At 74.0% G+C, this 24,684-nt stretch carries 19 protein-coding genes; 13 read left to right on the top strand and 6 right to left on the bottom strand.

Annotated elements, in window-relative coordinates; genetic code table 11:
• Nucleotides 1-48 precede the first annotated feature (48 nt).
• From ABD385_RS06200 to ABD385_RS06180, 5 genes are all read left to right on the top strand, one after another.
• On the top strand, nucleotides 49-1,389 hold the full coding sequence (locus tag ABD385_RS06200; protein ID WP_344573938.1) for an ABC transporter substrate-binding protein: 1,341 nt from the start codon (nucleotides 49-51) through the stop codon (nucleotides 1,387-1,389).
• On the top strand, nucleotides 1,386-2,321 hold the full coding sequence (locus ABD385_RS06195) for a carbohydrate ABC transporter permease (protein WP_344573937.1): 936 nt from the start codon (nucleotides 1,386-1,388) through the stop codon (nucleotides 2,319-2,321). Before ABD385_RS06200 ends, ABD385_RS06195 begins: the two co-directional genes overlap by 4 nt.
• A 37-nt stretch (nucleotides 2,322-2,358) precedes the next feature.
• Nucleotides 2,359-3,210, top strand: coding sequence for a carbohydrate ABC transporter permease (locus tag ABD385_RS06190; protein WP_344573935.1), 852 nt, complete (start codon nucleotides 2,359-2,361; stop codon nucleotides 3,208-3,210).
• Between the two features lie 43 nt (nucleotides 3,211-3,253).
• A complete protein-coding gene (gene npdG, locus ABD385_RS06185) occupies nucleotides 3,254-4,000 on the top strand; it encodes an NADPH-dependent F420 reductase (RefSeq protein WP_344573934.1) in 747 nt (248 codons plus the stop codon).
• 94 nt (nucleotides 4,001-4,094) lie between these two features.
• The gene (locus tag ABD385_RS06180; protein ID WP_344573933.1) at nucleotides 4,095-4,313 is read left to right on the top strand and encodes a hypothetical protein; all 219 of its coding nucleotides are present in this window, start codon (nucleotides 4,095-4,097) and stop codon (nucleotides 4,311-4,313) included.
• A 49-nt stretch (nucleotides 4,314-4,362) separates the two neighbouring features.
• Here the strand turns inward: ABD385_RS06180 and ABD385_RS06175 are convergent, their stop codons facing one another.
• Nucleotides 4,363-5,169, bottom strand: coding sequence for a site-2 protease family protein (locus ABD385_RS06175; RefSeq protein ID WP_344573932.1), 807 nt, complete (start codon nucleotides 5,167-5,169; stop codon nucleotides 4,363-4,365).
• A gap of 150 nt (nucleotides 5,170-5,319) precedes the next feature.
• Between ABD385_RS06175 and ABD385_RS06170 the strand changes: the two genes are divergently transcribed.
• A complete protein-coding gene (locus ABD385_RS06170) occupies nucleotides 5,320-8,805 on the top strand; it encodes an AfsR/SARP family transcriptional regulator (protein ID WP_425585352.1) in 3,486 nt (1,161 codons plus the stop codon).
• A gap of 54 nt (nucleotides 8,806-8,859) precedes the next feature.
• Here ABD385_RS06170 and ABD385_RS06165 read toward each other — a convergent pair whose 3' ends face one another.
• The 3 genes from ABD385_RS06165 to panB all read right to left on the bottom strand — a co-directional run bounded on the left by ABD385_RS06165 (nucleotide 8,860) and on the right by panB (nucleotide 11,721).
• Nucleotides 8,860-9,693 (bottom strand): ABC transporter permease, encoded by an 834-nt coding sequence (locus tag ABD385_RS06165; protein WP_344573931.1) that lies wholly within the window; start codon nucleotides 9,691-9,693, stop codon nucleotides 8,860-8,862.
• Nucleotides 9,690-10,727 carry an ATP-binding cassette domain-containing protein gene (locus ABD385_RS06160; protein ID WP_344573930.1) on the bottom strand — a complete coding sequence of 346 codons (1,038 nt, stop codon included), beginning with the start codon at nucleotides 10,725-10,727 and terminating at the stop codon, nucleotides 9,690-9,692. Before ABD385_RS06160 ends, ABD385_RS06165 begins: the two co-directional genes overlap by 4 nt.
• Nucleotides 10,728-10,818: 91 nt before the next feature.
• Nucleotides 10,819-11,721, bottom strand: coding sequence for a 3-methyl-2-oxobutanoate hydroxymethyltransferase (panB, locus tag ABD385_RS06155; RefSeq protein WP_344573929.1), 903 nt, complete (start codon nucleotides 11,719-11,721; stop codon nucleotides 10,819-10,821).
• A 210-nt stretch (nucleotides 11,722-11,931) separates the two neighbouring features.
• On the opposite strand from panB, the gene ABD385_RS06150 reads away from it, so the two are divergent.
• The 4 genes from ABD385_RS06150 (at nucleotide 11,932) to ABD385_RS06135 (ending at nucleotide 16,954) form a co-directional block, all read left to right on the top strand.
• Nucleotides 11,932-13,563 (top strand): MFS transporter, encoded by a 1,632-nt coding sequence (locus ABD385_RS06150; protein WP_344573928.1) that lies wholly within the window; start codon nucleotides 11,932-11,934, stop codon nucleotides 13,561-13,563.
• A complete protein-coding gene (locus tag ABD385_RS06145) occupies nucleotides 13,560-14,240 on the top strand; it encodes a TetR/AcrR family transcriptional regulator (RefSeq protein ID WP_344573927.1) in 681 nt (226 codons plus the stop codon). Before ABD385_RS06150 ends, ABD385_RS06145 begins: the two co-directional genes overlap by 4 nt.
• A 329-nt stretch (nucleotides 14,241-14,569) precedes the next feature.
• Nucleotides 14,570-15,490, top strand: a complete 921-nt coding sequence (locus ABD385_RS06140; RefSeq protein ID WP_425585356.1) for an endonuclease/exonuclease/phosphatase family protein — start codon at nucleotides 14,570-14,572, stop codon at nucleotides 15,488-15,490.
• 195 nt (nucleotides 15,491-15,685) lie between these two features.
• Entirely contained in the window at nucleotides 15,686-16,954 is a 1,269-nt protein-coding gene (locus tag ABD385_RS06135) for an MFS transporter (protein ID WP_344573925.1), read from the top strand.
• 15 nt (nucleotides 16,955-16,969) lie between these two features.
• On the opposite strand, the gene ABD385_RS06130 is transcribed toward ABD385_RS06135, so the two are convergent.
• Nucleotides 16,970-18,742: an NAD+ synthase gene (locus ABD385_RS06130; protein WP_344573924.1), complete on the bottom strand. Its 1,773-nt coding sequence runs from the start codon at nucleotides 18,740-18,742 to the stop codon at nucleotides 16,970-16,972.
• A gap of 143 nt (nucleotides 18,743-18,885) precedes the next feature.
• Nucleotides 18,886-20,883, bottom strand: a complete 1,998-nt coding sequence (locus ABD385_RS06125; protein WP_344573923.1) for a multicopper oxidase family protein — start codon at nucleotides 20,881-20,883, stop codon at nucleotides 18,886-18,888.
• Between the two features lie 458 nt (nucleotides 20,884-21,341).
• On the opposite strand from ABD385_RS06125, the gene ABD385_RS06120 reads away from it, so the two are divergent.
• The 3 genes from ABD385_RS06120 to glnA all read left to right on the top strand — a co-directional run bounded on the left by ABD385_RS06120 (nucleotide 21,342) and on the right by glnA (nucleotide 24,632).
• Entirely contained in the window at nucleotides 21,342-22,112 is a 771-nt protein-coding gene (locus tag ABD385_RS06120; protein WP_425585351.1) for a DUF998 domain-containing protein, read from the top strand.
• Nucleotides 22,109-22,960 carry an alpha/beta hydrolase gene (locus tag ABD385_RS06115; protein WP_344573921.1) on the top strand — a complete coding sequence of 284 codons (852 nt, stop codon included), beginning with the start codon at nucleotides 22,109-22,111 and terminating at the stop codon, nucleotides 22,958-22,960. Before ABD385_RS06120 ends, ABD385_RS06115 begins: the two co-directional genes overlap by 4 nt.
• 310 nt (nucleotides 22,961-23,270) lie before the next feature.
• Entirely contained in the window at nucleotides 23,271-24,632 is a 1,362-nt protein-coding gene (glnA, locus tag ABD385_RS06110; RefSeq protein WP_344573920.1) for a type I glutamate--ammonia ligase, read from the top strand.
• Nucleotides 24,633-24,684 lie beyond the last annotated feature (52 nt).

Here is a 24,684-nt window from a genome sequence, read left to right as displayed (position 1 = left end):
CCACCCCCACCGCCGAAGGCGACCCCGCTTCCCCCTCAAGGAGCCGGCATGACCCATGCAGACACCCCCCGCGGCGGCGTCCGCCGGAGAACGGTCCTGGGCGGGGCGGCCGCGGCCGCCACCGGCTTCGCGCTCGCCGGGTGCGGCAGCGGCGACGACGGCGCCCCCAGGCAGCGGAGGAAGGGCCAGAAGATCACCCTCACCTTCTGGTCCTGGGTGCCGGGCATCGACCGGCCGGTGGACCTGTGGAACCGCAACAACCCCGAGGTCGAAGTCAGGGTCGAGAAGGTGTCGGCGGTCAACGGCGAGCAGTACGCCAAGATGCACGCCGCCATCAAGGCCGGCAACCCGCCGGACCTGGGCCAGATCGAGTTCCCGGTGATCCCCAGCTTCCTGCTGGACGGCGGGCTGCGCGACCTCGCCCCGCTCGGCGCCGCCCGGCACCGCGACGCGTTCTTCGCCTGGCAGTGGCGGCAGTCCGTCTTCGGCTCCGGGATCTACGCCATTCCGCAGGCCAGCGGCCCGATGGGGCTGTTCGTCCGGCAGGACCTCTTCGACCGGTGGGGCATCGTGGTGCCGCGTACCTGGGACGCGTACGAGGCCGCGGCCAAGGAGGTCCGTCGGCACGGTGCCTGGATCGAGACCTTCGCGCCGACCAACGGCAACCGCTTCGCCGGCCTGGCCTGGCAGGCCGGTGCCAAGTGGTACGCCACCCACGGCGACACCTGGGTCGTGCACCTCGACGACGCCCCCACCCGTCGGGTCGCCGACTTCTGGGAGGGGCTGGTGCGGCGCAAGCTCGTCAAGACCGTCCCGGACCGCCGGGACGCCTGGTACAAGGACGTCCAGACCGGTGCCATCCCCGCCTGGGTGGGCGCCAGTTGGGGCGACGCCCTGCTGGCCGGCAACGCGCCCGGCACCAAGGGCAAGTGGCGGGCCGCCCCGTTGCCCCAGTGGCAGCCCGGCGGCCGGGCGTACGCGAACTGGGGCGGCTCCACCACCGCCGTCTTCGCCAAGGCGAGCTACCCCAAGGACGCCCTGGACTTCGCGCTCTGGCTCAACACCGACCCGCGGTCCATCGCCCTGCTCCTGAAGGGCGGCTACGGCTTCCCCAGCGCCAAGACGGGCTACGCCACCACCGACCTCGACGCGGACCGGGACTTCTTCGGCGGCCAGCAGTACAGCAGGGTCTTCGCCGACGCCGGCGCGCACGTGGACACCGCCTGGCAGTGGGGGCCGGGCGTGGACACCCTCTTCCAGCGGCTCGGCGACGCCTTCACCGACGCGCTCGCCGACGGCACCTCGTTCCGTGCGGTGCTGACGAAGGTGCAGCGCCAGACCGTCGCCGACCTGCGGGACAAGGGGCTCAAGGCGGAGAGCGGCACATGAGCGCGACCGCTGCGCGACGCCCGCGCCGGACCGGGCGGCCCGGCGCCCGCAACGCCCGGGCCGCGGCCGGATTCGTCCTGCCGTTCCTCGCCCTCTTCGCCCTCTGCTACCTCGCCCCGCTCTGCTACGCGGTGTGGACCAGCCTGCGGCGCACCGAACGCACCGGGCCGCTCGGCCTCGGCACCGAGCACGATGTCTTCGCCGGCCTCGCCAACTACGCCCAGGCGCTGGCCGACGACCGGTTCCTGACCGGCTTCGGCCGGGTGCTGCTCTTCGGCGTCGTGCAGATCCCGCTGATGACGGCGCTCGCCACCGCGCTGGCGCTGCTCCTGGAGAGCGCCGCCGCCCGCTGGGTCACCTTCTTCCGCAGCGCCTTCTTCCTGCCCTACGGGGTGCCCGTGGTGATCGCCTCGATCCTGTGGGGCTTCCTCTACGTCCCCGGCCTCAGCCCGTTGGTGCGGATCGCCCAAGCCGTCGGCTGGAACGTCGACTTCCTCTCCCGCGGCAGCGTGCTGTGGTCCGTCGCCAACATCGTCACCTGGCAGTTCACCGGCTACACCATGCTGGTGCTGATCGCCCAGCTGAAGTCGGTCCCCGGCGAGCTCTACGAGGCGGCCCGGATCGACGGCGCGGGCGCCTGGCAGGTGGCCCGGTACGTCAAGCTCCCGATGCTCCGCCCGGCGCTGGTGCTCACCACCGTGTTCAGCATCATCGGGACCCTCCAGCTGTTCGCCGAGCCGATGGTGCTGCGCCCGCTCGCCTCGTCCATCGACTCCGGCTACACCCCCAACCTGCACGCCTACAGCGAGGCGTTCGTCGGCAACAACCAGCACCGGGCGGCGGCCGAGGCGGTGCTGCTGGCCCTGGTGGCGTGCGCGGCGTCGTTCGGCTTCCTGCGGCTGGTCGGCGGGCGCGGGAAGGACCGCGGATGAGCCCCCAGGCCCCCGACGGGAGAGGGGAGGACCTCCCGTGAGCACCCGGGTCCCCGTCCGTCACCGGATCATCACCAGTTCCCTGTTGGCCGTCGCCGCCCTCTACTTCCTCGCGCCCGTCTACTGGTTGGTCGTCTCGGCCACCAAGAACAGCGCCGACCTCTTCGGCACCTTCGGCTTCTGGTTCTCCGACCACCCCCGGCCCCTGACGTACCTCACCGGCGTCCTGACGTACGACCACGGCGTCTACGTCCGCTGGTTCGCCAACTCGCTGCTCTACGCCGGCATCGGGGCGGTCTGCGCCACCGGGCTGTCCGCCGCGGCGGGCTACGCACTGGCCAAGTTCCCCTTCCGGGGGCGGGAGACGGTCTTCGGCCTGGTGCTGGCCGGGGTGCTGATCCCGAGCACCGCACTGGCCCTGCCGCTGTACTTCCTCTTCAGCGCGCTGGGCCTGGCCGACACCTACGGTGCGGTGCTGATCCCCAGCGTGGTCAGCCCGTTCGGGGTCTACCTGTGCCGGATCTACGCGGCCGCCGCGGTGCCCGACGCGCTCCTGGAGGCGGCCCGGATCGACGGCGCGGGGGAGGCGCGGATCTTCGCCGGGCTGGGACTGCGGCTGATGGGACCGGCGCTGGTCACCGTCTTCCTGTTCCAGTTCGTGCACATCTGGAACAACTACTTCCTGCCGCTGGTGATGCTCTCCGACTCCGACCTGTACCCGGTCCAACTGGGGCTGACGACCTGGATGGGCTACGCGGACCGACAGCCGGTGCTCTACCAGTACACGGTGGGTGGCGCGCTGCTGTCCGTGCTGCCGCTGATGGTGCTGATGACGGTGCTCCAGCGGTACTGGCGCACGGGGTTGACGGAGGGGAGCGTCAAGGCGTGACCGTGCCCTCGACACCGGCCCGGGGCGTGACAGTATCGCTGTCATGACTACTTCCGACGCTGCCGCGACCCCGGCCGAGAACCCGTCCACCACCGGCGCCAAGCCGGCCGCCCGCGATCCGTGGGACCTGCCCGACGTCTCCGGTCTGGTGATCGGCGTCCTCGGCGGCACCGGTGACCAGGGCCGCGGCCTGGCCTACCGGTTCGCCCGGGCCGGCCACAAGGTGATCATCGGCTCCCGGGCCGCCGAGCGCGCCCGGGCCGCCGCCGAGGACCCCCAGCTGGGCGGCCTGGGCGTCGAGGGTGCCGCCAACGCCGACTGCGCCCGCCGCAGCGACGCCGTGATCGTCGCGGTGCCCTGGGAGGGACACGCCAAGACCCTCGAGGCGCTGCGCGAGGAACTGGCCGGCAAGCTGGTGATCGACTGCGTCAACCCGCTCGGCTTCGACAAGAAGGGCGCCTACGCGCTCAAGCCGGAGGAGGGCAGCGCCGCCGAACAGGCCGCCGCGCTGCTGCCGGACTCCCGGGTCACCGCCGCCTTCCACCACCTCTCCGCCGTCCTGCTCCAGGACCCCGAGGTCGCCGAGATCGACACCGACGTGATGGTGCTCGGCGAACGCCGCGCCGACACCGACCTGGTGCAGGCGCTGACCGCCCGCATCCCCGGGATGCGCGGCGTCTTCGCCGGCCGGCTGCGCAACGCCCACCAGGTCGAGTCGCTGGTCGCCAACCTGATCTCGGTCAACCGCCGCTACAAGGCGCACGCCGGCCTGCGGGTCACCGACGTCTGAGCCGTCGCACCGCCGCGGGGAAGGGGGCGGCGGGGGCGGCGCGGGCCATGGGGGACACTGGAACGGACCGCACGACCCGACAGGAGCCGACCCCATGCCCTCCCTGCCCCCGCCCGGACCGGACCGGCGCCTCGCCGTCCTCGCCCTCGCCGTGTGCGCGCTCGCCGTCGCCGCCGCGGTCCTCTCCTTCGTCCGGGGCAGCTTCATCGGCATCGTGTGGATCCTGCTGGCCGGCGTCTCCAGCAACATGGCGTGGTTCTACCTCCGCAAGGCGAAGCTGGAGCGGGCCCGCCGGGCCGAGGCCGCCGGCTGAGCCGCGGGGCGGCTCGGGGCGCTTCCGGCGGAGATCCGGCAGAAGCGCCTCAAGCCGCCCCGCCGGTCAGCGGCACCTGCGGCTCGCCCTGCCAGAAGCGGTAGAACTCCTGGCCCCAGTAGGTGTCCCAGGTCGACACGCCCAGCCCCCGCAGGACGGTGTGCACCAGGTCGAAGAAGACCTGGTTGAGCTCCGGCACCCACAGCAGCGCGAAGACCGCCAGCATCCCGAACGGCGCGATCGGCGCGACCTGTCGCCGGACCCGGTCCGACAGCCACGGTTCGAGCACGCCGTAGCCGTCCAGCCCGGGCACCGGCAGGAGGTTCAACAGCGCCGCGGTGACCTGGAGCAGCGCCAGGAACGCCAGCGCGTAGCGGAAGGCGTCCGGCACCCCGTCCAGGGCGTGCAGCCAGAACGGCGCGCTGACCACCACGGCGAACAGGACGTTGGTCAGCGGCCCGGCCGCCGAGATCAGGCTGTGCCGCCAGCGGCCCCGGATCCGGCCGCGCTCGATGAACACCGCGCCGCCCGGCAGCCCGATCCCGCCCATGATCACGAAGAGCACCGGCAGCACGATGCTCAGCAGCGCGTGCGAGTAGACCAGCGGGTTGAGGGTGAGGTAGCCCTTCGCGCCCACCGTGATGTCGCCGCCGTGCAGGGCGGTGCGGGCGTGCGCGTACTCGTGCAGGCACAGCGACACCACCCAGCCCGCCGTCACGAACAGGAAGACCGCGAAGCCGGTGCCGGCCGCGAGCGTCCCGCTCCAGACGGCCCAGCCGGAGACCGCCAGGACGGCGACGAGCGCGAGGAAGACCGGACTGACGCGTCGGTCGGCGCGCGGGATTGCGGTGGTCATCGGTACGGATCTCCCAGGGTGGGTCGCGGGCGGGGCCGGGCCGCGGCGGGCCGCCCCGACCGTATCCGCGGTGCGGCCGCCGGCGCACGGCCCCGTGACGGCCGCGCCCCGCCAACGGAAACGCCGCGCGGTACGCGGAGAGTTCCGCCGGTGACCGACAATGGCCCGGTGCGCTACGGAATTCTCGGCACCACCCAGGTCGGCCACGCCGACGGCACCCCCCTCGCCGTCGGCGGTGCACGGCTGCGCGCCCTGCTCGCGGCGTTCGCGCTGCGCCCCGGCCGGGCACTGCCCGCGGACGTCCTGATCGCCGACGTCTGGGGGATGGACCCGCCGGCCGACGCGCCCGGTGCCCTCCAGGCGCTGGTCGGCCGGCTCCGCCGGGTCCTGGGCCGGTCCGCGATCGCCTCGGTCGACGGCGGCTACCTGCTGTGCGCCGAGCCGGACGCGGTCGACCTGCACCGCTTCGAGCGGCTGACGGCGGAGGGCGGCCGGGCGCTGGACGCCGCCGACCCGGGCCGCGCCGCCGCCCTGCTCGACGAGGCGCTGGCCCTGTGGCGCGGCCCGGCCCTGGCCGACCTGCCCGACGCGACCGTCGAGGCGGCCCGCGCCGAGAGCCGCCGCCTGGACGCCCAGCGCACCCGCTTCGCCGCCGACCTGGCCCTGGGCCGGGCCGCCCGGGCGCTGCCCGCGCTGAGCGCGCTCTGCCAGGACCATCCCCTGGACGAGCCGCTCCAGGCGCTCCGGCTGCGCGCCCTGCGCGCCGCGGGCCGCACCGCCGAGGCGCTCGCCGCCTACGAGGCGATACGCGCCGACCTCGCCGACCGCCTGGGCGCCGATCCCGGCCCGGAGTTGCGCGCCCTGCACGCCGCCCTGTTGCGGCCGGACCTCGCGGCCCCGGCGGCCGAGGGGGCGGCTGCGGGCGTCGGCGCGACGGGCCGCCCCCGGCCGCCGGTCGCCGCTCCGCCTGCGCCGGCGGCGGACGCTGTGGTGCCGCCGGCCGCCCGGCCCGGCAACCTCCGCGCCCGCCTCACCTCCTTCGTCGGCCGGGAACACGACCTGGACGCCCTCCGGGCCGACCTGGCCGCGCACCGGCTGGTGACGCTGCTGGGGCCGGGCGGCGCCGGCAAGACCCGGCTCTCCCAGGAGGGCGCGGAGGCCGCCGCGGCCGCGCTGCCGGACGCCTGGCCGCACGGCGTCTGGCTGGCCGAGTTGGCGCCGGTGGACGATCCGCGGACCGTGCCGGAGGCGGTGCTGACCGCGCTCGGGGCCCGCGAGACCGTCGTCCGCGGCACCACCGCCGAGGGGCTGCGGGCCGCCGCCGACCACAGCGCCCGGGACCCGCACGCCCGGCTCGCCGAGCACTGCGCGGGCCGTCGCATGCTGCTGGTGCTGGACAACTGCGAGCACGTGATCGGGGCCGCCGCGGAACTCGCCGAGCGGCTGCTGATCGCCTGCCCGGGCGTGACCGTGCTGGCCACCAGCCGGGAGCCGCTGGCCGTGCCGGGCGAGGTGGTGCGGCCGGTGGAGCCGCTGCCCGACCCGGTCGCGCTGCGGCTGCTCGCCGACCGCGGGGCCGCCGCCCGCCCCGGTTTCCGTCTCGACGTCGACGAGGAGACCGCCCTGGCCTGCGCGGAGATCTGCCGTCGGCTGGACGGCCTGCCGCTGGCGATCGAGCTGGCCGCCGCCCGCCTCCGCATGATGACGCCCCGTCAGCTCGCGGACCGGCTCGACGACCGCTTCCGCCTGCTGACCAGCGGCAGCCGCACGCTGCTGCCCCGCCAACAGACCCTGCGCGCGGTCGTCGACTGGTCCTGGGACCTCACCGACGAGCCCGAACGTGCGGTGCTGCGCCGACTGTCGGTCTTCGCCGGAGGGTGCGACCTGGCCGCCGCCGAGGAGGTCTGCGCGGGCGACGGCGTGCCCGCGTACGAGGTGGCCGGGCTGCTGGGCTCGTTGATCGACAAGTCGCTGGTGGTCGCCGCCCCGGCCGACGAGGGGCCCGGCACCGGGGTCCTCCCCGGCGCCCGCGGCTGCGAGGCCGGGCGCGCGCCGCGGACCGGGGCGGGGGCCGGCGGCCAGATGCGCTACCGGCTGCTGGAGACGGTGGCCGAGTACGCCGGGGAGCGGCTGGACGAGGCCGGCGAACGGGCCGCGGTCGAGCGCCGCCACCTGGTCACCTACCGCGAACTGGCCCGTACCGGCGACCCGTTGCTGCGCGGCCCCCGACAGCGCGCGGTGATGGACCGGCTGGAGCTGGAGCACGACAACCTGCGCACCGCGCTGCGCCGGGCCGTTGCCGCCGGCGACGAGCAGGAGGGGCTGTGCCTGGTGCTGTCGCTCCACTGGTTCTGGTCGTTGCGCGACCACCGCGGCGACTCCGCCACCTGGGCGGCGGCCGTCGGCGCACTCGGCCCCAACCCCTTCGCCCCACCCGTGGAGGTCGCCCCCGAACTCCCCGCGCGGCCGATCGACGCACCCCCGCCGATGCCGCCCGAGCAGCTCGTGGAGGCCCGTCGCGAGGTCCGTCTGGTGGCGCTCGCCAGCGCCGACGGCAACATCGAGTGGCTGCGCGAACCGGAGGGGCAGGAGGAACTGGCCGGGATCATCGCCGCCTACCGCGGTGGCATGCCGCAGACCTGCAAGGTGCCCGGGGTGCTGTGGTACCACGCGGTCCTGATGACCGGCCGGTGGCGGGAGTTGGTCGAGATGCTCGACCAGGCCGTCGAGGGCTGTCGCGGCTTCGGCTACGACTGGGAGCTGGCCTACGTCCTCCAACTGCGCTCCAAGATCCTCAACGACCGCCCCGGCCAGTTGCCGCGGGCGACCCGGGACGCCGACGAGGCGCTCGGGATCTTCGTCCGGCTGGGCGACGTCTGGGGCGCGGCCGAGGCGCTGGCCGGCCGCGCCGAGTCCGCCGAGAAGCGCGGCGACCACGCCGCCGCGGTGTGCGACTACGAGGCGGCGATGGTGTACGCCGAGCAGCTGGGCGCGCACGGCCAGACGCTGCTGCTGCGGGCCCGGTTGGGCGCCGTGCTGATCGAGGACGGCCGGCCGGAGGACGGCAAGCGGATGCTCAAGGAGGTGCTGGCCGAGGCGGAGGACGCCAACAGCGGCCGGGACGCGGCGTGGTTCACCCGGATGACGCTGGCCGTGCAGCTGGCGGCGGAGGGCCGCACCCACGAGGCCCGCCGGGAGTTGCTCGTGGTGCGGGAGGCGCTCACCGCGCGCGACTCGGACATGTTCCTGGGCCTGCTGGACGCCTCGCTGGTCTCGCTGGACGTGGACGAGGGGCAGCACGGGCCGGAACTCCTCCCACGGATCCGGCTGGCCGTGGACCAGGTGCGGGACCCGCTGGTGGAGTTGGTCGCGCCGGACCTGCCGGTGGTGCAGCTGCTGACCGGCGCCCGGGTGGTGGCGGCGGTCCGCGGTGCGGCCGGGGCCCGGGACGCGGCCCGGCTGATCGGCGCCCACGACGCGCTGCTCGTCGGCCCGCACGTGGCGCCGCGGGCCAACCGTCGGGACCGGGTCCGCACCGAGGAGGCCGTCCGGGCGCTGCTGGGCGACGCCGCCTACGAGGCCGCGCACGCCGAGGGCGGCGGCCTCGGGTTGGACGAGGCCGCCGCCCTCATCTGACGCGAGCCGGGCGGGCTGGACGGTCCGCGGGGGCGCGCCGCCGCGGACGCCGCGTCAGGTCTTGGTGCGGAACTTCCGCACGGCGAGCGGCATGGTGACCGCCGTGATGGCCACCGCCCAGGCCAGCGTGATCAGCGCCGGATGGGCCACCGCCCCCTGGCCGTTGATCAGCGCGCGGGCCGCGTCGGCGAGGTTGGACAGCGGGTTGATCTTGGTGAACGCCTCCAGCCAGCCGGGCATCTGCTGGGTCGGCGTGAAGATCGACGAGCCGAACTGGAGCGGCATCAGAACCAGCATCGCCATGCCCTGCACCGCCTGCGGCGTCTTCACGCTGAGCCCCAGCAGGATGAAGATCCACATCAGGGCGGCGCCGAAGACCGCGGACAGCACGATCGCGGTGACGAACTCCAGCGGGGAGCCGTGGATTTCGAGGCCCAGCAGGAACCCCATGCCGAGCAGGATCGCGATCGCGAGCAGCATCCGGCCGAGCTCGACCACGATCTTGGCGATCAGGACCGAGGACCGGGCGATGGGCATCGTCCGGAAGCGGTCCATCACGCCCTTGCGGAAGTCCTCGTTGACGCCGCTGCCCACCGCCATGGCGATGTTCATGCCCATCATCGCCATCATGCCGGGGACCAGGTACTGCACGTAGGCCTGCTGGTTGCCCTTGCCGGCGATGGCGCCGCCGAAGACGTAGACGAACAGCAGGATGAAGATCACCGGCATCAGCACCGCGTCGAACAGCGTCTCCGGGTCGTGCTTGATCTGCACGAGGTTGCGCCGCACCAGCGCACCGATGTGCCGCAGGTTGGCCCGGAGGCCGATCCGGCCCTCGTCGCCGCCGGTCGTGCCGAGCGGCGGCACCGTCATCGTCGCGGCACTCATGCCGACACCCCCGCGTACTCCTCGTCGTGCTGAACGGAACCGGTCTCCGGGGCGACCGCCCCGGACGTCTTCTGGCCGGTGATCGCCAGGAACACCTCGTCCAGGCTGGGCAGGTGGGTGCTGATCCCGGCCAGTGCGAAGCCCCGGGCGCCCAACACCCCGACGACCGCGGTCAGTTGCTCGTCGCTGACGATGGGGACGTTGACCACGCCCCCTGCGTGGTCGGCGGTGGCGCCGCTGATGCCGTCCAGGCCGGCCTGGGCGACGGCGCCCACCATCCGGTCCAGCTCGGTCGGATCGGTCGGCCGGACCTGGAGGGTCCGCCCGCCGACCTTGGCCTTCAACTCCTCGACCCGGCCCTCGGCGATCACCTGGCCGCGGTCGATGACCGTCAGCTCGTCGGCGAGCTGCTCGGCCTCCTCCATGTACTGGGTGGTCAGCAGGACCGTGGCGCCCTCGCGGACCATCTGCCGGACCTCCGACCACACCTCGTTGCGGGTGCGCGGGTCCAGGCCGGTGGTGGGTTCGTCCAAGTAGAGGACCGCCGGTCGGCCGATCATCGAGGCGGCCAGGTCGAGCCGGCGCCGCATGCCGCCGGAGTACTTCCCGGCCGGCCGCTTGGCGGCCTCGGTCAGCGAGAACCGCTCCAGCAGCTCGTCGGCGCGGCCCCGGGCGTCCTTGCGGGACAGGTCCAGCAGCCGGCCGATCATGTAGAGGTTCTCCCAGCCGGAGAGCTTCTCGTCGACGGAGGCGTACTGCCCGGTCAGGCCGATCCGGCGGCGCAGGGCGCGGGGCTGGCGCACCACGTCGCAGCCGGCGACCATGGCGTGCCCGGCGTCCGGCACCAGGAGCGTGGACAGGCAGCGCACGAGCGTGGTCTTGCCCGCTCCGTTGGGGCCGAGGACACCGAGCACGGTGCCCTCGCGCACGTCCAGGTCCACCCCGTCGACGGCCTTCACCTCGCCGAAGTGCTTGACCAGGCCGCGCACCTCCACGGCGTTGCCGCCCTTGGTGGTTATCGTCTGTCGCGTCATGCCAGCAAAGGTGCCAGCCGCTGCCGACAGCGCACCGACAGGCCGCCGACAGCCCGTGCGCAACGGTTGTCGGCGGCCCGTCGGCGGGGGATCAGTGGAAGGTGTGCTCCTCGGCGGGGAAGGCGCCGCCGACCACGTCCTCGGCGAACGCCTTGGCCGCGCCGCCGAGCAGCTCCCGCAGTGCGAGGTACTGCTTGACGAACCGCGGCACCCGGCCGGCGTTGAGGCCCGCCATGTCGGTCCACACCAGCACCTGGGCGTCGCACTCCGCCCCGGCGCCGATGCCGACGGTGGGGATGTGCAGCGAACGGGTCACCTCGGCGGCCAGCTCGGCCGGCACCGCCTCCAGGACCACCGCGAACGCCCCGGCGTCCTGCACCGCCTTGGCGTCCCGCAGCAGCTGCGCCGCGGCCTCCTCGCCGCGGCCCTGGACCGGGTAGCCGCCGAAGGCGTGCACCGACTGCGGGGTCAGCCCGACGTGGGCCATCACCGGGATGCCGGACGAGACGAGCAGCTCCACCTGGTGCGCGGAGCGCTCCCCGCCCTCCAGCTTGACGGCGCCGACCCCGGCCTCCTTGACCAGGCGGGTGGCGTTGCGCAGTGCTTGGACCGGGCCCTCCTGGTAGGCGCCGAACGGCAGGTCGGCGACGACCAGGGCGCGCTTGGTGCCGCGTACGACCGCGGCGGACAACAGGGCGATCTCGTCCATCGTGACCGGCACGGTGGACTCGTAGCCGAGGTGGCAGTTGCCCATCGAGTCGCCGACGAGCAGCACCGGGATGCCGGACTCGTCGAAGACCGACGCGGTCATCGCGTCGTAGGCGGTGAGCATCGGCCACTTCTCGCCGCGGCCCTTGGCGGCGGCGACGTCGCGGACCGTGACCCGGCGCGAGCCGGTGCCCCCGTAGAGGGTCTTGGTGTTCTCCTTGGCGGGCTGGGCGGTGGGCTCTGCGGTGGCCCCCGCGGCCGGCTCCTGGGCAGGCGAAAGCGTCATGGTGACGGCTCCTGTTTCGTCATCTCGAAGCACCCTGACGGTGTCTCCGGACTCCCGTCCATGCTGGCACGGCCTCCCGGGGGAGCAAAAGGGGGCGGAGGCGGGCGGGGGCGTGGCGGGGCGGCGCGCGTTCCGGCGAACCGGTGGCTTCCGCACGGCTCAACACCAATACGGAACGGTTCCGTATCGAAATGAGCGTATGGTGCCGCCATGGCCACCTCACCGACCCCACCGGGTGCCCCAGGCGCTCCCGCCGCCCCGTGCATCCCCCCGCACATCCACCGCCGGCGCTGGGTGATCCTCACCGTGCTGATGCTCAGCCTGCTGATCGTGGTGCTGGACAACTCCATCCTCAACGTGGCGATGAAGACCATCGCGACCCCGGCCCCCACCGGCCTCGGCGCCACCCAGAGCGAGCTGGAGTGGGCGATCAACTCCTACACGCTGGTCTTCGCCGGGTTGCTGTTCACCTCCGGCCTGCTCGGTGACCGACTCGGACGGAAGAAGGTCCTCCTCTTCGGCCTGGCGGTCTTCGGCGCCGGCTCGGTGCTGGCCGCGGTCTCCGCCTCGCCCACCCAGCTCATCGCCTTCCGCGCCCTGATGGGCCTGGGCGGCGCGTTCGTGATGCCGGCCACCCTCGCGATCCTGATGAACGTCTTCGAACGCGAGGAACAGCCCCGGGCGATCGGCGTCTGGGCCGGTGGGGTGGGGCTGGCCATCGCCGTCGGCCCGATCGCCGGCGGACTGCTGCTGGACCACTACTGGTGGGGCTCGGTCTTCCTGATCAACGTCCCGATCGTGGTGTGCGCCCTGGTCGCGATGGTGATCGTGGTGCCCGACTCCAAGGACCCGGCCCCCGGCAGGCTGGACCCGGTCGGGGTGCTGCTCTCCGTGGTGGGCCTGGTCCTGCTGGTCTTCGGGATCATCAAGGGCGGTCAGCTCGCCGACTTCACCGACCCCGAAGTGCTCGCCACGGTCCTCGGCGGTCTGGTGGTGCTGGCCGGCTTCGTCGTCCACCAGAAGCGCAGCGACCACCCGTCGATCGACATCGGCTACTTCCGCAAACCGGCCTTCTCGGCCGCCGTCGCCGCCATCGCGCTGGTCTTCTTCGCGCTGATGGGCGTCACCTTCTTCATCGTCTTCTACGTCCAGAGCGTGCGCGGCTACAGTCCGCTCGACTCCGGGCTGCTGATCCTGCCGCTGGCCGCCGCCCAGCTGATCTTCGCGCCCCGGGCCCGGCTCGCGGTGGACCGCTTCGGGGCCCGTGCGGTGTGCACCGTCGGCATGCTGGTGGTCGCGGTCACGATGGCCGGGATGCTGCTGCTGGGCACCGACACCCCGATCTGGGTGCTGGAGGTGCTGTTCTTCCTCCAGGGCACCGGGATGGCGCACATCATGCCGCCGGTCACCGTCGCGATCATGCAGTCGCTGCCGCGCGAGAAGGCCGGCTCCGGCTCGGCACTCAACAACATCTTCCGGCAGGTCGGCGGCACGCTCGGGGTCGCCGTCCTGGGCTCGCTGCTCTCCACCAGCTACCGCGACGGCATCCAGGGCACCCTCGACGCGCTGCGCGGCGTACCCGGCCCGGTGCGGACCGCGGCCGGCGAGTCCATCGAGGCCACCCTCGGCCTCGCCGCCCGGCTCCGCCCGCTGCCCGCCCATGTGCTGACCCAACGGGCCGACGCGGCCTTCCTGCACGCCATGCACGTCACCGCCCTGGGGGCGGCGGCCGTCTCGATGGTCGGGGCCGTGGTGGTCGTGCTGTTCCTGCCGGGCAAAATGGGCCCGGCACCGCACGCGGCGGAGCCGTGGGACGGGCGGAAGGCGGGCGCAGCACGATGAGCCGGGTGGCGGAAGACCGCGGGCGGACGGCCGGGGCGCGCACGGGTGGGGTGGCCCCCCGGCGCCGGGGCCGTCCGCGCAGTGCCGCGGCCGACTCCGCCATCGTCGAGGCGGTGCTCCGGCTGATCGAGGACGGCGTCCCGATAGCCGAGCTGTCCATGGAGCGGATCGCCCGCGAGGCCGGCGTGGGCAAGGCCACGCTCTACCGCCGCTGGTCGGGCAAGAGCGCGTTGCTGCTCGACGCGATGCGGTCGCTGGACGCGCCCTGTCCGCCGCTGGAGGGCGTCTCGGTCCGGGACGACCTGGTGCGGCTGGTGGAGTTCCTGCACCGCCGCGGTCTGGCCAAGCGCAGTTCGGCCGTGTTGCGCACGGTCGTCAGTCACGTCGAGGCGCAGCCCGAACTGTGGGCGGAGTACCACGAGACGGTCGTCCGGGCCCGGCACGAGGCGCTGCTCGGGGCGTTGCGGCGCGGGGTGGCCACCGGCGAGATCCGCGCCGACCGCGACCTGGACACCCTCGCCGCCCTCTTCGTCGGCCCGATGCTGGCCCGCGCGCTGCTGCACGAGTGGCGGCAACTGCCCGAGGGGCTCGCCGAGGACGTCGTCGACACGGTGCTGGAGGGGGTCCGGCCGCCGGCGGCCGAGCCGGGCACCGGCCCGGGAACGCCGGCGCACTGACCGGGCGGTGGGCGCCGTGTGACCGGACCATGCCCGTTCTGTCACAGCCGCCGTCATGAACCCGTGGAGCGGAACCCCGGGCCGCAGGCATGCCGTCCTCTCCTGCGGGAACGCACAAGACGGTTCGGCGGAACGCGGATCTAAGAGTGCGTTTCACGGCCATCACCTAGGGTCGATGATCACAGGTGAGGCGCACCGGAGCAGGGCGGCAAGGCAGTGAGGACAACGGTATGGCGCAGGCGTACATGACGGAGCCGGGACAGGGCCAGGGGTCCGAGCGGGCCGGTTCCCGGCCCGGGCGCCTGCGGAACTGGTGGCGGCGCGAAGGGATGTGGCGGCGCGGCATCGTCCTCGCGGTGCTCGCGGTCCTCCTCGGGCTGGCCATGCTGCTGCACGCCCGCATCCCCAACACCGTGGGGAACCTGGGCAGTTTGCTGGAGACGTTCCTGCCCTGGCTGGGGCTGGGCGTCCCGCTGCTGCTGCTCTGCGCGCTGCTGCGCCGCTCGGCGACGGCGCTGGTGGCACTGCTGCTGCCGGCCGTCGCCTGGGTCAGCCTCTTCGGCGGGCAGCTCACCGACAAGACCGGCACCGGCGGCAACCTGACCGTGCTCACCCACAACGTCGACGCGGGCAACCCCGATCCGGCGGGCACCGCCCGGGACATCGTGGCCTCCGGCGCCGACGTGGTCGCCCTGGAGGAGCTGACCGGCACCGCCCTGCCCGCGTACCGCAAGGGCCTGGCCGAGACGTACCCGTACCACACCGTGCAGGGCACCGTCGGCCTGTGGAGCAAGCGCCCGCTGGCCGACGCCCGACCGGTCGACATCAAGATCGGTTGGGTCCGCGCGCTGCGCGCCACCGTCACCTCCGCGGACGGCCGGAAGGTCGCGGTCTACGTCGCGCACATGCCGTCGGTGCGGGTCTACGTCGACAAGGGCTTCACCGCCAACCAGCGCGACGGCAGCGCCCAGGCCCTCGGCGAGGCGATCTCCGCCGACCCGGTCCGGCAGGTCGTGCTGCTCGGCGACCTCAACGGCACCATGAACGACCGCTCGCTGGCCCCGCTGACCTCGCAGCTGCGCTCCGCCCAGGGCGCGGCCGGCGACGGCCTCGGCTTCAGCTGGCCGGCCGGCTTCCCGATGGCCCGGATCGACCAGATCCTGGTGAAGGGCATCGACCCGGTCAAGGCGTGGGTGCTGCCGGCGACCGGCAGCGACCACCGGCCGGTGGCGGCCACCGTCAAGGTCTGACCGGCGGCGGCGCGCCCGCACCGCGCCCCCCCCGCAAGCCCGCGCCCCGTGGGTCGGCCCCCGGCCGTCCTGCGGACGCGGGCTTTTCACGTCCCGTTTTCGCGTCGGAACACTCGGCCTGGGAGACTTTGTTCCGATACAGAACTTAGAACGCCGCGCGCCGCACCGCGCCACCCCCACCCCGAAAGGTTCTCCATGCCCTTGGCTCTGCTCGCGCTCGCGATCTCGGCCTTCGGTATCGGCACCACCGAATTCGTGATGATGGGCCTGCTGCCCGACGTCGCGAACGACCTGGGCACCTCCGTGCCCACCGCCGGCTACCTCGTCTCCGCCTACGCCCTCGGCGTCGTCATCGGCGCACCCCTGCTGACCGCCCTCGGCGCCCGCGTCCCGCGCACGCGCATGCTGGTCGCGCTGATGGCGGTCTTCACGGTCGGCAACCTCGCCTCCGCCCTGGCCCCCACCTTCGGGCTGCTGATCGCCGGCCGGCTGCTGGCCGGCCTCCCGCACGGCGCGTTCTTCGGCGTCGGGGCAGTGGTCGCCGCCCGCCTGGTGCGCGGTGGCCGCCAGGCCCGCGCGGTGGCCACCATGTTCCTCGGCCTGACCATCGCCAACATCGTCGGCGTGCCCGCGGCCACCCTGCTCGGGCAGCACCTGGGCTGGCGCGCGACCTTCCTCGTCGTGGCCGCCATCGGCCTGGTCGCGATGGCCGCCCTGGCCCGGCTGATCCCGCCGCTGCCGGCCGAACCGCACACCGGCCTGGGCCGCGAGCTGCGCGCCCTCGGCAACCGCCAGGTGCTCCTCGGCCTGCTCACCACGGTCTTCGGCTTCGCCGGGATCTTCGCCGTCTACAGCTACCTGGCCTCGATGATGACCGAGGTCACCGGCTTCGCCGCCGGCTCGGTCCCACTGGTCCTCGCCCTCTTCGGCATCGGCATGACGCTCGGTGCGCTGGCCGCCGGACCGCTCACCGACCGGGCGCTGCGCCCCACCCTCTACGGGTCCCTGGGCGCGCTCGCCGTCATCCTGGCGGCCTTCCACTTCGTCGCCCCGGTGAAGTGGGCGGCGCTGGTCGGCGTCGTGCTCATCGGCGCCACCGGGTTCCTGACCACCACGCCGCTGCAGATGCTGGTGATGAACAAGGCGCGACAGGCCCCCACCCTGGCCGCCGCCTCCAACCAGTCGGCGTTCAACCTGGCCAACGCGGGCGGGGCCTGGATCGGCGGGTTGGTCCTCTCGGCGGGCTGGGGCTGGACCGCGCCCGCCCTGGCCGGCGCGGTGCTGGCCGCCGCCGGCCTGGTGGTTGCGCTGGTCGCCGGCCTGCTGGACCGCGGCGCCGGCGACGCGCCCCCCGGGGCGGGCGGCGGAGCCCCCACCCGCATCGTGGCGCGCGGCCGGGAGGGCGAACCGGCGCCGGCGGCCGCGGCGGAGGCGGCCCTCGCCCCCGACGTCGCCGGCCGGTAGGGGCGCCGCGGCGCCCTAGCCCCCCTCGCGCCAGCGGTTCGTGATCGGCAGCCGGCGGTCCTTCCCGAAGCCCTTGGCGGAGATCTTGGTGCCGGGCGGGTACTGCCGGCGCTTGTACTCGGCGTGGTCCACCATCCGCAGCACCCGGGTCACCAGCGCCGCGTCGAAGCCCTGCGCCACGATCTCCTCGCGGCCCCGGTCGCGGTCGACGTACAGCTCCAGGATCCGGTCCAGCACCGCGTAGTCCGGCAGCGAGTCGGTGTCGACCTGGCCGGGCCGCAGCTCGGCGCTGGGCGGCTTGCTGAGCGAGTGCTCGGGGATCGGCGGGGTCTCGCCGCGCGCGGCGGCGGCCGTGTTGCGCCAGCGCGCCAGCTCGTAGACGACGGTCTTGTAGACGTCTTTGATGGGGCCGTAGCCGCCGACCGAGTCGCCGTAGAGGGTCGAATAGCCGCACGCCAGCTCGGACTTGTTGCCCGGGGCGAGGACCAGGTGCCCCTCCTGGTTGGAGAGGGCCATCAGGGTCGTGCCGCGCAGCCGCGACTGGAGGTTCTCCTCGGCGAGCCCGGTCAGGGGCAGCGCCGTCATGTACGCGTCGAACATCGGGCCGATCGGCACCGTGCGGAAGTGCAGCCCGGTGCGGCGGGCCAGTTCGGCGGCGTCGCCGACGGAGTGCTCGGTGGAGTAGCGCGAGGGCATCGCGATCGCGTGCACCTGCTCGGGGCCGAGCGCGTCGCAGGCCAGCGCGGCGACCAGCGCCGAGTCGATCCCGCCGGACAGCCCCAGCACCACGCTGCCGAAGCCGTTCTTGGTGACGTAGGCCCGCAGGCCGACGACGAGCGCGGTGTAGATCTCCTCCAGGTCGCCCAGCCGCTCGGCGTGTTCGTCGAGCGTCCCCGCCGCCCGCTTCGCGCGGGCGGGCGGCTGCGCCGGGGGCGCGGTGGAGAGCACGACGTGGTCCACCCGCAGGCCGTCGGTCAGCACCCCGGACGGCGGCGTCGGCGCGGCGGCCGGCAGTTCCACGTCGACCAGCACGCACCCCTCGGCGAACTGCGGGGCCCGGGCGAGCACCCGGCCGTCCGCGTCGACGACGAGGGAGTCGCCGTCGAAGACCAACTCGTCCTGCCCGCCGGTCATCGCGAGGTAGGCGGTGGTGCAGCCGGCCTCCTGCGCCCGCCTGCGGACCAGTTCCAGGCGGGTGTCGTCCTTGTCCCGCTCGTAGGGCGAGGCGTTGACGGACAGCAGCAGTCCGGCGCCGGCGTCGCGCGCGGCGGGCACCCGGCCGCCCTCCTGCCACAGGTCCTCGCAGATGGCCAGCGCCACGTCGACGCCGTGCACCCGGACGACCGGCAGGGTGTCGCCGGGGACGAAGTACCGGAACTCGTCGAAGACGCCGTAGTTGGGCAGGTGGTGCTTGGCGAAGGAGAGCGCGACCGCGCCGCGGTGCAGCACCGCCGCCGCGTTCTGCGGGGCACCGGCCGGCCGGCCGTAGCGGGGCAGCGCCCGCGCGCACCGGTCGAGGTAGCCGACGACGACCGGGACCTCGCCCAGCCCCTCCGCGGCCAGTCGGGCGGCCAGCGCGGACAGTGCCGCCCGGCTCGCCTCGACGAACGACGGGCGCAGGGCGAGGTCCTCGACGGGATAGCCGGTCAGCGCCATCTCCGGGAACGCGACGAGGTGCGCGCCCTGGTCGGCGGCCTGCCGGGTCCCGTGCACGACCGCCTCGGCGTTCCGGGAGAGGTCGCCGACGCAGGAATCGATCTGGTGGAGGGCGAGACGGAGTCGGGGCACCCCGCCAGTGTAATCGTCCTTCTGACGCAATGGGGTGCGGCGCGGCGCGCGGCGGCCCCCGGCAACGTGGTTGCCGGGGGCCGAACGGGGCGCCGCACGGCCGCCGACCGGCCCGCTGGAGCACGGGCCCGGTCGGCGCGCGGTCACTTCCGCCGGTAGCCGAGGACCGTCATCATCCCCGACTCCGAGTGGTAGATGTTGTGGCAGTGCAGCATCCACAGCCCCGGGTTGTCGGCGTCGAAGTCCACGGCGAGGCGCTGCCCGGGCCGCATGACCGTGGTGTCCTTGCGCGGTCCGCCGCCGGGGAGCGTGAAGCTGTGGCCGTGCAGGTGGACCGGGTGCCACATCGTGGTGCGGTTGCGGAACACCAGCCGCACCCGCTCGCCCTCCTCGATCGCGTAGCGCTGCGACGGGGTGTACGGGTATCCGTTGAACGACCAGTTGAAGCGCTCCATGTTGCCCATGAGCTTCATGGTCAGCACGCGGTCCGGCCTCCCGGACCGGCCCCGGACGCTCTCGGCTGCCCGCAGCCGGTCCGCGGTCGTCAGCGGCCCCTTCAGCTCCTTGGGGTGGACCGAGGGCTCCGGCGTCGGGCCGCTTCCGGTGCGCAGCACGGCCAGCGCGGTCTTGTCCCTGCCCTTGCCGTCGGCGACGGCGACCAGCGGGAAGACCCCGGACTTGGCGGTGACCAGGACGTCGTAGCGCTCGGCCATGCCGATGAGCAGCTGCTCGGCGCGGGCGTGCTGCACCGGGTAGCCGTCGGTGTGCGTCACGGTCATGTGGTGGCCGCCCAGCGCCACCCGGTAGGCGGTGTCGCCGCCGGCGTTGATGAAGCGGATCCGGATGCGGTCGCCGGGCCGGGCCCGGAAGCCCTCCGGGTCCTTGTTCGTGCGGCCGTTGATGAGGTGGTACGGGTAGTCCACGCTGCCCGGCATGCCGCCCAGCACGTCGCTGCGGGCGCCGCTCTTCAGCAGCCGGGACGGTCCGTTGTGGCCGCGGCCGGGGCCGTCGTCGCGGCGCGCCCCGCGACCGGCCCGGGTCGCTTCCCTGGACGCGGCGCCCATGGCCGCGGCGCCCGCGGCCGCGCTGGCGTTCATGCCGTGCAGCGGCAGGTTGCCCAGTCCGACCTCGTTCAGGCTCTTGTTGGCCAGGTCCAGGCCCAGGTTGCCGGGGCCGTTCACGAGCGGGACGTACCGGCCGAGGTCCACGTCGGGGAAGGCCGGGGGCACCCAGGCGGGCACCGCCGTCCCCGCACTGCCGCTGTCGTGACCGCTGTGGTCCCGGTGGTTGCTGTTGCTGTTGCCGTTGTTGTTGCTCGTGCCGTGGCCGGGGCTGCTGCCGTGGCCGGTGCCGTGGCTGCCGTGCCCGGCCGCCTCGCCGTGCCCGCCGCCCTCGTGCGGGTGCCCGCCGTCGGAGCCGTGCCCGTGGTCGGCGTCGCTGTTGCCGTGCATGGAGCCCCGGCCGTGGTTGAGCTCGTTGAGCACCTCGTCCGGGTCGCTGCCGTCCACCCCGTCGAGCCAGTCGTCCAGCACGACGACCCACTCGTGGTCGTACTCCAGCGGCTCCCTGGGGTCGTCGATGATCAGCGGGGCGTACAGCCCGTGGTCCTGCTGGACGCCGACGTGCGGGTGGAACCAGTACGTGCCCGGCTGGGTGACCCGGAAGCGGTAGTGGTAGGAGTCGCCCGGCCGGATCGGGCGCTGGGTGACGTCCGGGACGCCGTCCATGTCGTTGCGCAGCGCCAGTCCGTGCCAGTGCAGCGTGGTCGACTGCGGAAGCTCGTTGCGGAAGGTCATCGACAGGGTGTCGCCCGCGGTGATCCGGACCTCCTCGCCGGGCAGCCGGTCGCCGTACACCCAGGTGTCGACCGTCCGGCTGCCGATGTCGATGCGGGCCTTCCGCGCCTCGAGGTGGAGCTGGCGCACCCGCCCGGACGACGCGCGCCGCCGCTCGACCTCGGCGACCTCCGGGCCGTGCGGGTCGACGTAGCGGCCGCCGCGCGGGCGGGCGTCGGCGCGCCGGCCGTCCGGGCCCGGCGTCGCGGCGGCGGCGCCGGGTGCCGAGGCCAGCAGGCTGCCGCCGGCGACCGCGAGGCCCGCGGTCAGCACGGCGCGGCGGGAGTGGGGGGAAGGGGAATCCATGGGGGGAGCACCTCGTGGCGATGTCGGGGGCGGGGAGGCGAGGGCGACCGCGCCCCTCCGGCCGGCGGTCCCCGGCCGGAGGGGCACCCGTACGGAAACGGGGCGGGGCCGGGGAAGGGGGAAGCGGCGGAGGCGGTGGCGGGGCGGGGTGCGCTGCGGCGCACTCAGCCGGCGGTCGGGCGGGGGAGGGGCGACGCGGCCGGGCGTATCGCCCCGGGCCCGGGCGGCGGGTGGCCGCGCCGCGTGGCGGCCTTGCGGTGTTCACCCATCGCGGACCTCTCGACGATCGGAGACCTGCCGACGCACCCTGGTTCCCGGGGCTGCGGCCCCAGAGGTGGCCCAGCGCGCCGCGCTCGCCGCGTCCGGTGGACCGTCTGCCTATTCTTGGCCTTCCCGCACTCCCGACGTATCCGGCATTCCGGACGCGCCGTCGGGACCACCCGAACACCAGGATGTCCGTGAGCCCGACCCGCCCCGCATCCGGCGCCGCCGCCACCGGCGTCCGCACCCGCACCACCACGGGCGCGGCCGCCGTCGCGCTGCTGCTCGGCGCGCTCGCCTACACCGCCTGGGTGCTGGAACTGGTGATAGTCACCGGCCTGGACCCGGTGCGGGCGTACGTCAGCGAACTGGCCGCCGCCGACCAGCCGCTGGGCGGTCTGTTCCGCGCCACCGACCTGGTCGCCGGGCTGCTGGTGCTGGTCGGCGCGCTCCTCGCGCTCGCCACCACCGAGCGCCGGCCCTGGACGGTGGCCGGCTTCGCCGCCCTGGCGCTCTTCGGCGCCGCCACCGCGCTGGACTCCCGGCTGCCGCTGAGCTGCGCCCCCACCAGCGACCCGGTGTGCGCCGCCCGGGAGACCGCCGGACTGGTCCCGGCCACCCACACCGCACACGCCGTCAGCAGCACGCTGGCGATGTTCGGCGCGCTGGCCGCGCTGGTCCTGCTGACCGTCGCGGCCCGCCGGTACGCCCAGTGGCCCGCGCTCGCCCGCTTCGGCCCGCCCCTGGTGCTCGCCGAACTCGCGGCCACCGTCTGGACGCTGGCCGAGGTCGCCGTCCTCACCGCGGGCCGGGACACCTGGGCGCTCGGCGTCGGCCAGCGCCTCCAGGTGCTGCTGGTCGCGCTCTACCTCGCCCTGCTCGCCCGGTGCCTGGCCCGCCACCCCGCCCGGACCGGCACCCCACACGTGCCGCCGCCCCCGTCGACCCCACCGCGAGGAGACCGATGAACCCCCGCCCCGCCCCCGGCCGGATGGTGCGCGTCGACGGGCTGCCGCTGCACGTGCTGAGCGAGGGCGCCGGCCCCGTCGTGGTGCTCAGCGGCGGTCTCGGCATGGCCTGGTTCGACTGGGACGCGGTCGCCGCGCTGCTCGTCCCGCACCGCACCGTCGTCCGCTTCGACCGTCCGGGCCTGGGACTCAGCGCCCCCGCCGCGGCGCCGCCCGACCTCGCCGCCGAGGCGGACCGGATCGCCGCCCTCCTGGACGCCCTCGGCCACCGGGCGCCGGCCACCGTCGTCGGGCACTCGCTGGCCGGCTTCCACGCCGAGGCGTTCGCCCGGCTGCACCCGGCCCGCTGCGCCGGTCTGGTCCTCGTCGACGGCAGCGTCGAGGAGGACCCCCGGCCCCGGCTGCCGCGCGCGGTCCGCGCCGCCTGGGCCCGGGGCGCGGCCGGGGCGCTCTCCGCGGCCGGGCTGCCGCAGCTGCTCGGCCCCGCCGCGCGCCGCCTGATATCCCGCGCGGGGACGGTGGGCCGGCACCCGCGCCACCGCTGGGAGAGCGCCGGCTACCGCACCAGTCGGGTGCTGCGGGCCTGCGCCCTGGAGAACGCCGGCTACCCCTACCAGGCCGCGGACCTGGTCGCGCTGCGCGCCCACCGCCCGATGCCGGCCGTCCCGGTGACGGTGCTGGCCGCCTACGACGGCAGCGAGTCCGCCGGCGAACTGCGCTGGCTGGCCCGGCAGCGGGCGCTCGCCGCCGAGCTGGGCGGCCGCTGCACCGTCGCCGCGCCCTCCGGCCACCTGGTCATGGCGGACGTGCCGGAGGCGGTGGCCCGGGCAGTGCTGGACCTGAGGTGACGGTGGCCCTTGCCAACGGCGCATACCCGCCGAACATCGGCACACGGAGCGCTCAATGCCGGGTCAACGAGGGATCACGGAGCGTCCAAGAGTGGGCCAAGGCCCTCGCTTCGCGGGTCGCCGTGCGCTGACTCTGGTCGCGGCGGGGAAGATGCGGGAAGGAACCGAGGAGGGGGTCACGGGTCGGCGGTTCTGATTCAGGCCAAGGGTGCGTAATGTGACGGTAACCCCCTGACGTGATACTGGTGGGCCGGAACGCGATGATCCCCGCGCGTGGACAGGCCATATGACCTGCAAGGATTGGTGAACCATGGACAAGCAGCAGGAGTTTGTGCTCCGGACGCTGGAAGAGCGCGACATTCGCTTCGTCCGGCTGTGGTTCACCGACGTCCTCGGGTTCTTGAAGTCCGTGGCGGTGGCCCCGGCCGAGCTGGAGCAGGCGTTCGACGAGGGCATCGGCTTCGACGGCTCCGCGATCGAGGGCTTCGCCCGCGTCTACGAGTCCGACATGATCGCCAAGCCCGACCCCGGCACGTTCCAGATCCTGCCGTGGCGGGCCGAGGCCCCGGGCACCGCGCGGATGTTCTGCGACATCCTGATGCCGGACGGCTCGCCCTCGTACGCCGACCCGCGCTTCGTCCTCAAGCGCATCCTGGCGAAGACCTCCGACCTCGGCTTCACCTTCTACACCCACCCCGAGATCGAGTTCTTCCTGCTCAAGGACAAGCCGGTGGACGGCTCCCGGCCGATCCCCGGCGACTCCTCCGGCTACTTCGACCACACCCCGCAGAACGTCGGGATGGACTTCCGCCGGCAGGCGATCACCATGCTGGAGTCGATGGGCATCTCGGTGGAGTTCAGCCACCACGAGGGCGCCCCCGGCCAGCAGGAGATCGACCTGCGCTACGCCGACGCGCTCTCCACCGCCGACAACGTCATGACCTTCCGGCTGGTGATGAAGCAGGTCGCGCTGGAGCAGGGCGTCCAGGCCACCTTCATGCCCAAGCCGTTCTCGGAGTACCCGGGTTCGGGCATGCACACCCACCTCTCGCTCTTCGAGGGCGACCGCAACGCCTTCCACGAGTCGGGGGCGGAGTACCAGCTCTCCAAGGTCGGGCGGTCCTTCATCGCCGGTCTGCTCCGGCACGCCGGCGAGATCTCCGCCGTCACCAACCAGTGGGTCAACTCCTACAAGCGCATCTGGGGCGGCGCCAACCGCACCGCGGGCGCCGGCGGCGAGGCCCCCTCGTACATCTGCTGGGGCCACAACAACCGCTCCGCGCTGATCCGCGTCCCGATGTACAAGCCCGGCAAGATGGGCTCCACCCGCGTCGAGGTCCGCTCCGTCGACTCCGGCGCCAACCCCTACCTCTCCTACGCGGTGCTGCTCGCCGCCGGCCTGAAGGGCATCGAGGAGGGCTACGAACTCCCGGCCGGCGCCGACGACGACGTGTGGGCGCTGTCCGACTCCGAGCGTCGGGCCATGGGCATCGAGCCGCTGCCGCAGAACCTCGGCGAGGCCATCGACCTGATGGAGCGCAGCGAACTGGTCGCCGAGACCCTCGGCGAGCACGTCTTCGACTTCTTCCTGCGCAACAAGAAGCAGGAGTGGGAGGAGTACCGCTCCGAGGTCACCGCCTTCGAGCTGCGGAAGATGCTGCCGGTGCTGTGAGCCCGGACCCGCGCCCCGTGTCCGTGCCGACCCGCCACCGAGAGGCCGCCCC

The sequence above is a fragment of the Streptomyces lunalinharesii genome, from assembly GCF_039532155.1.
In the GTDB taxonomy this organism is placed as follows: domain Bacteria; phylum Actinomycetota; class Actinomycetes; order Streptomycetales; family Streptomycetaceae; genus Streptomyces; species Streptomyces lunalinharesii.
The sequence above is the reverse complement of the archived record's forward strand: the minus strand, read 5'-3'. Positions and strand labels throughout refer to the sequence as shown.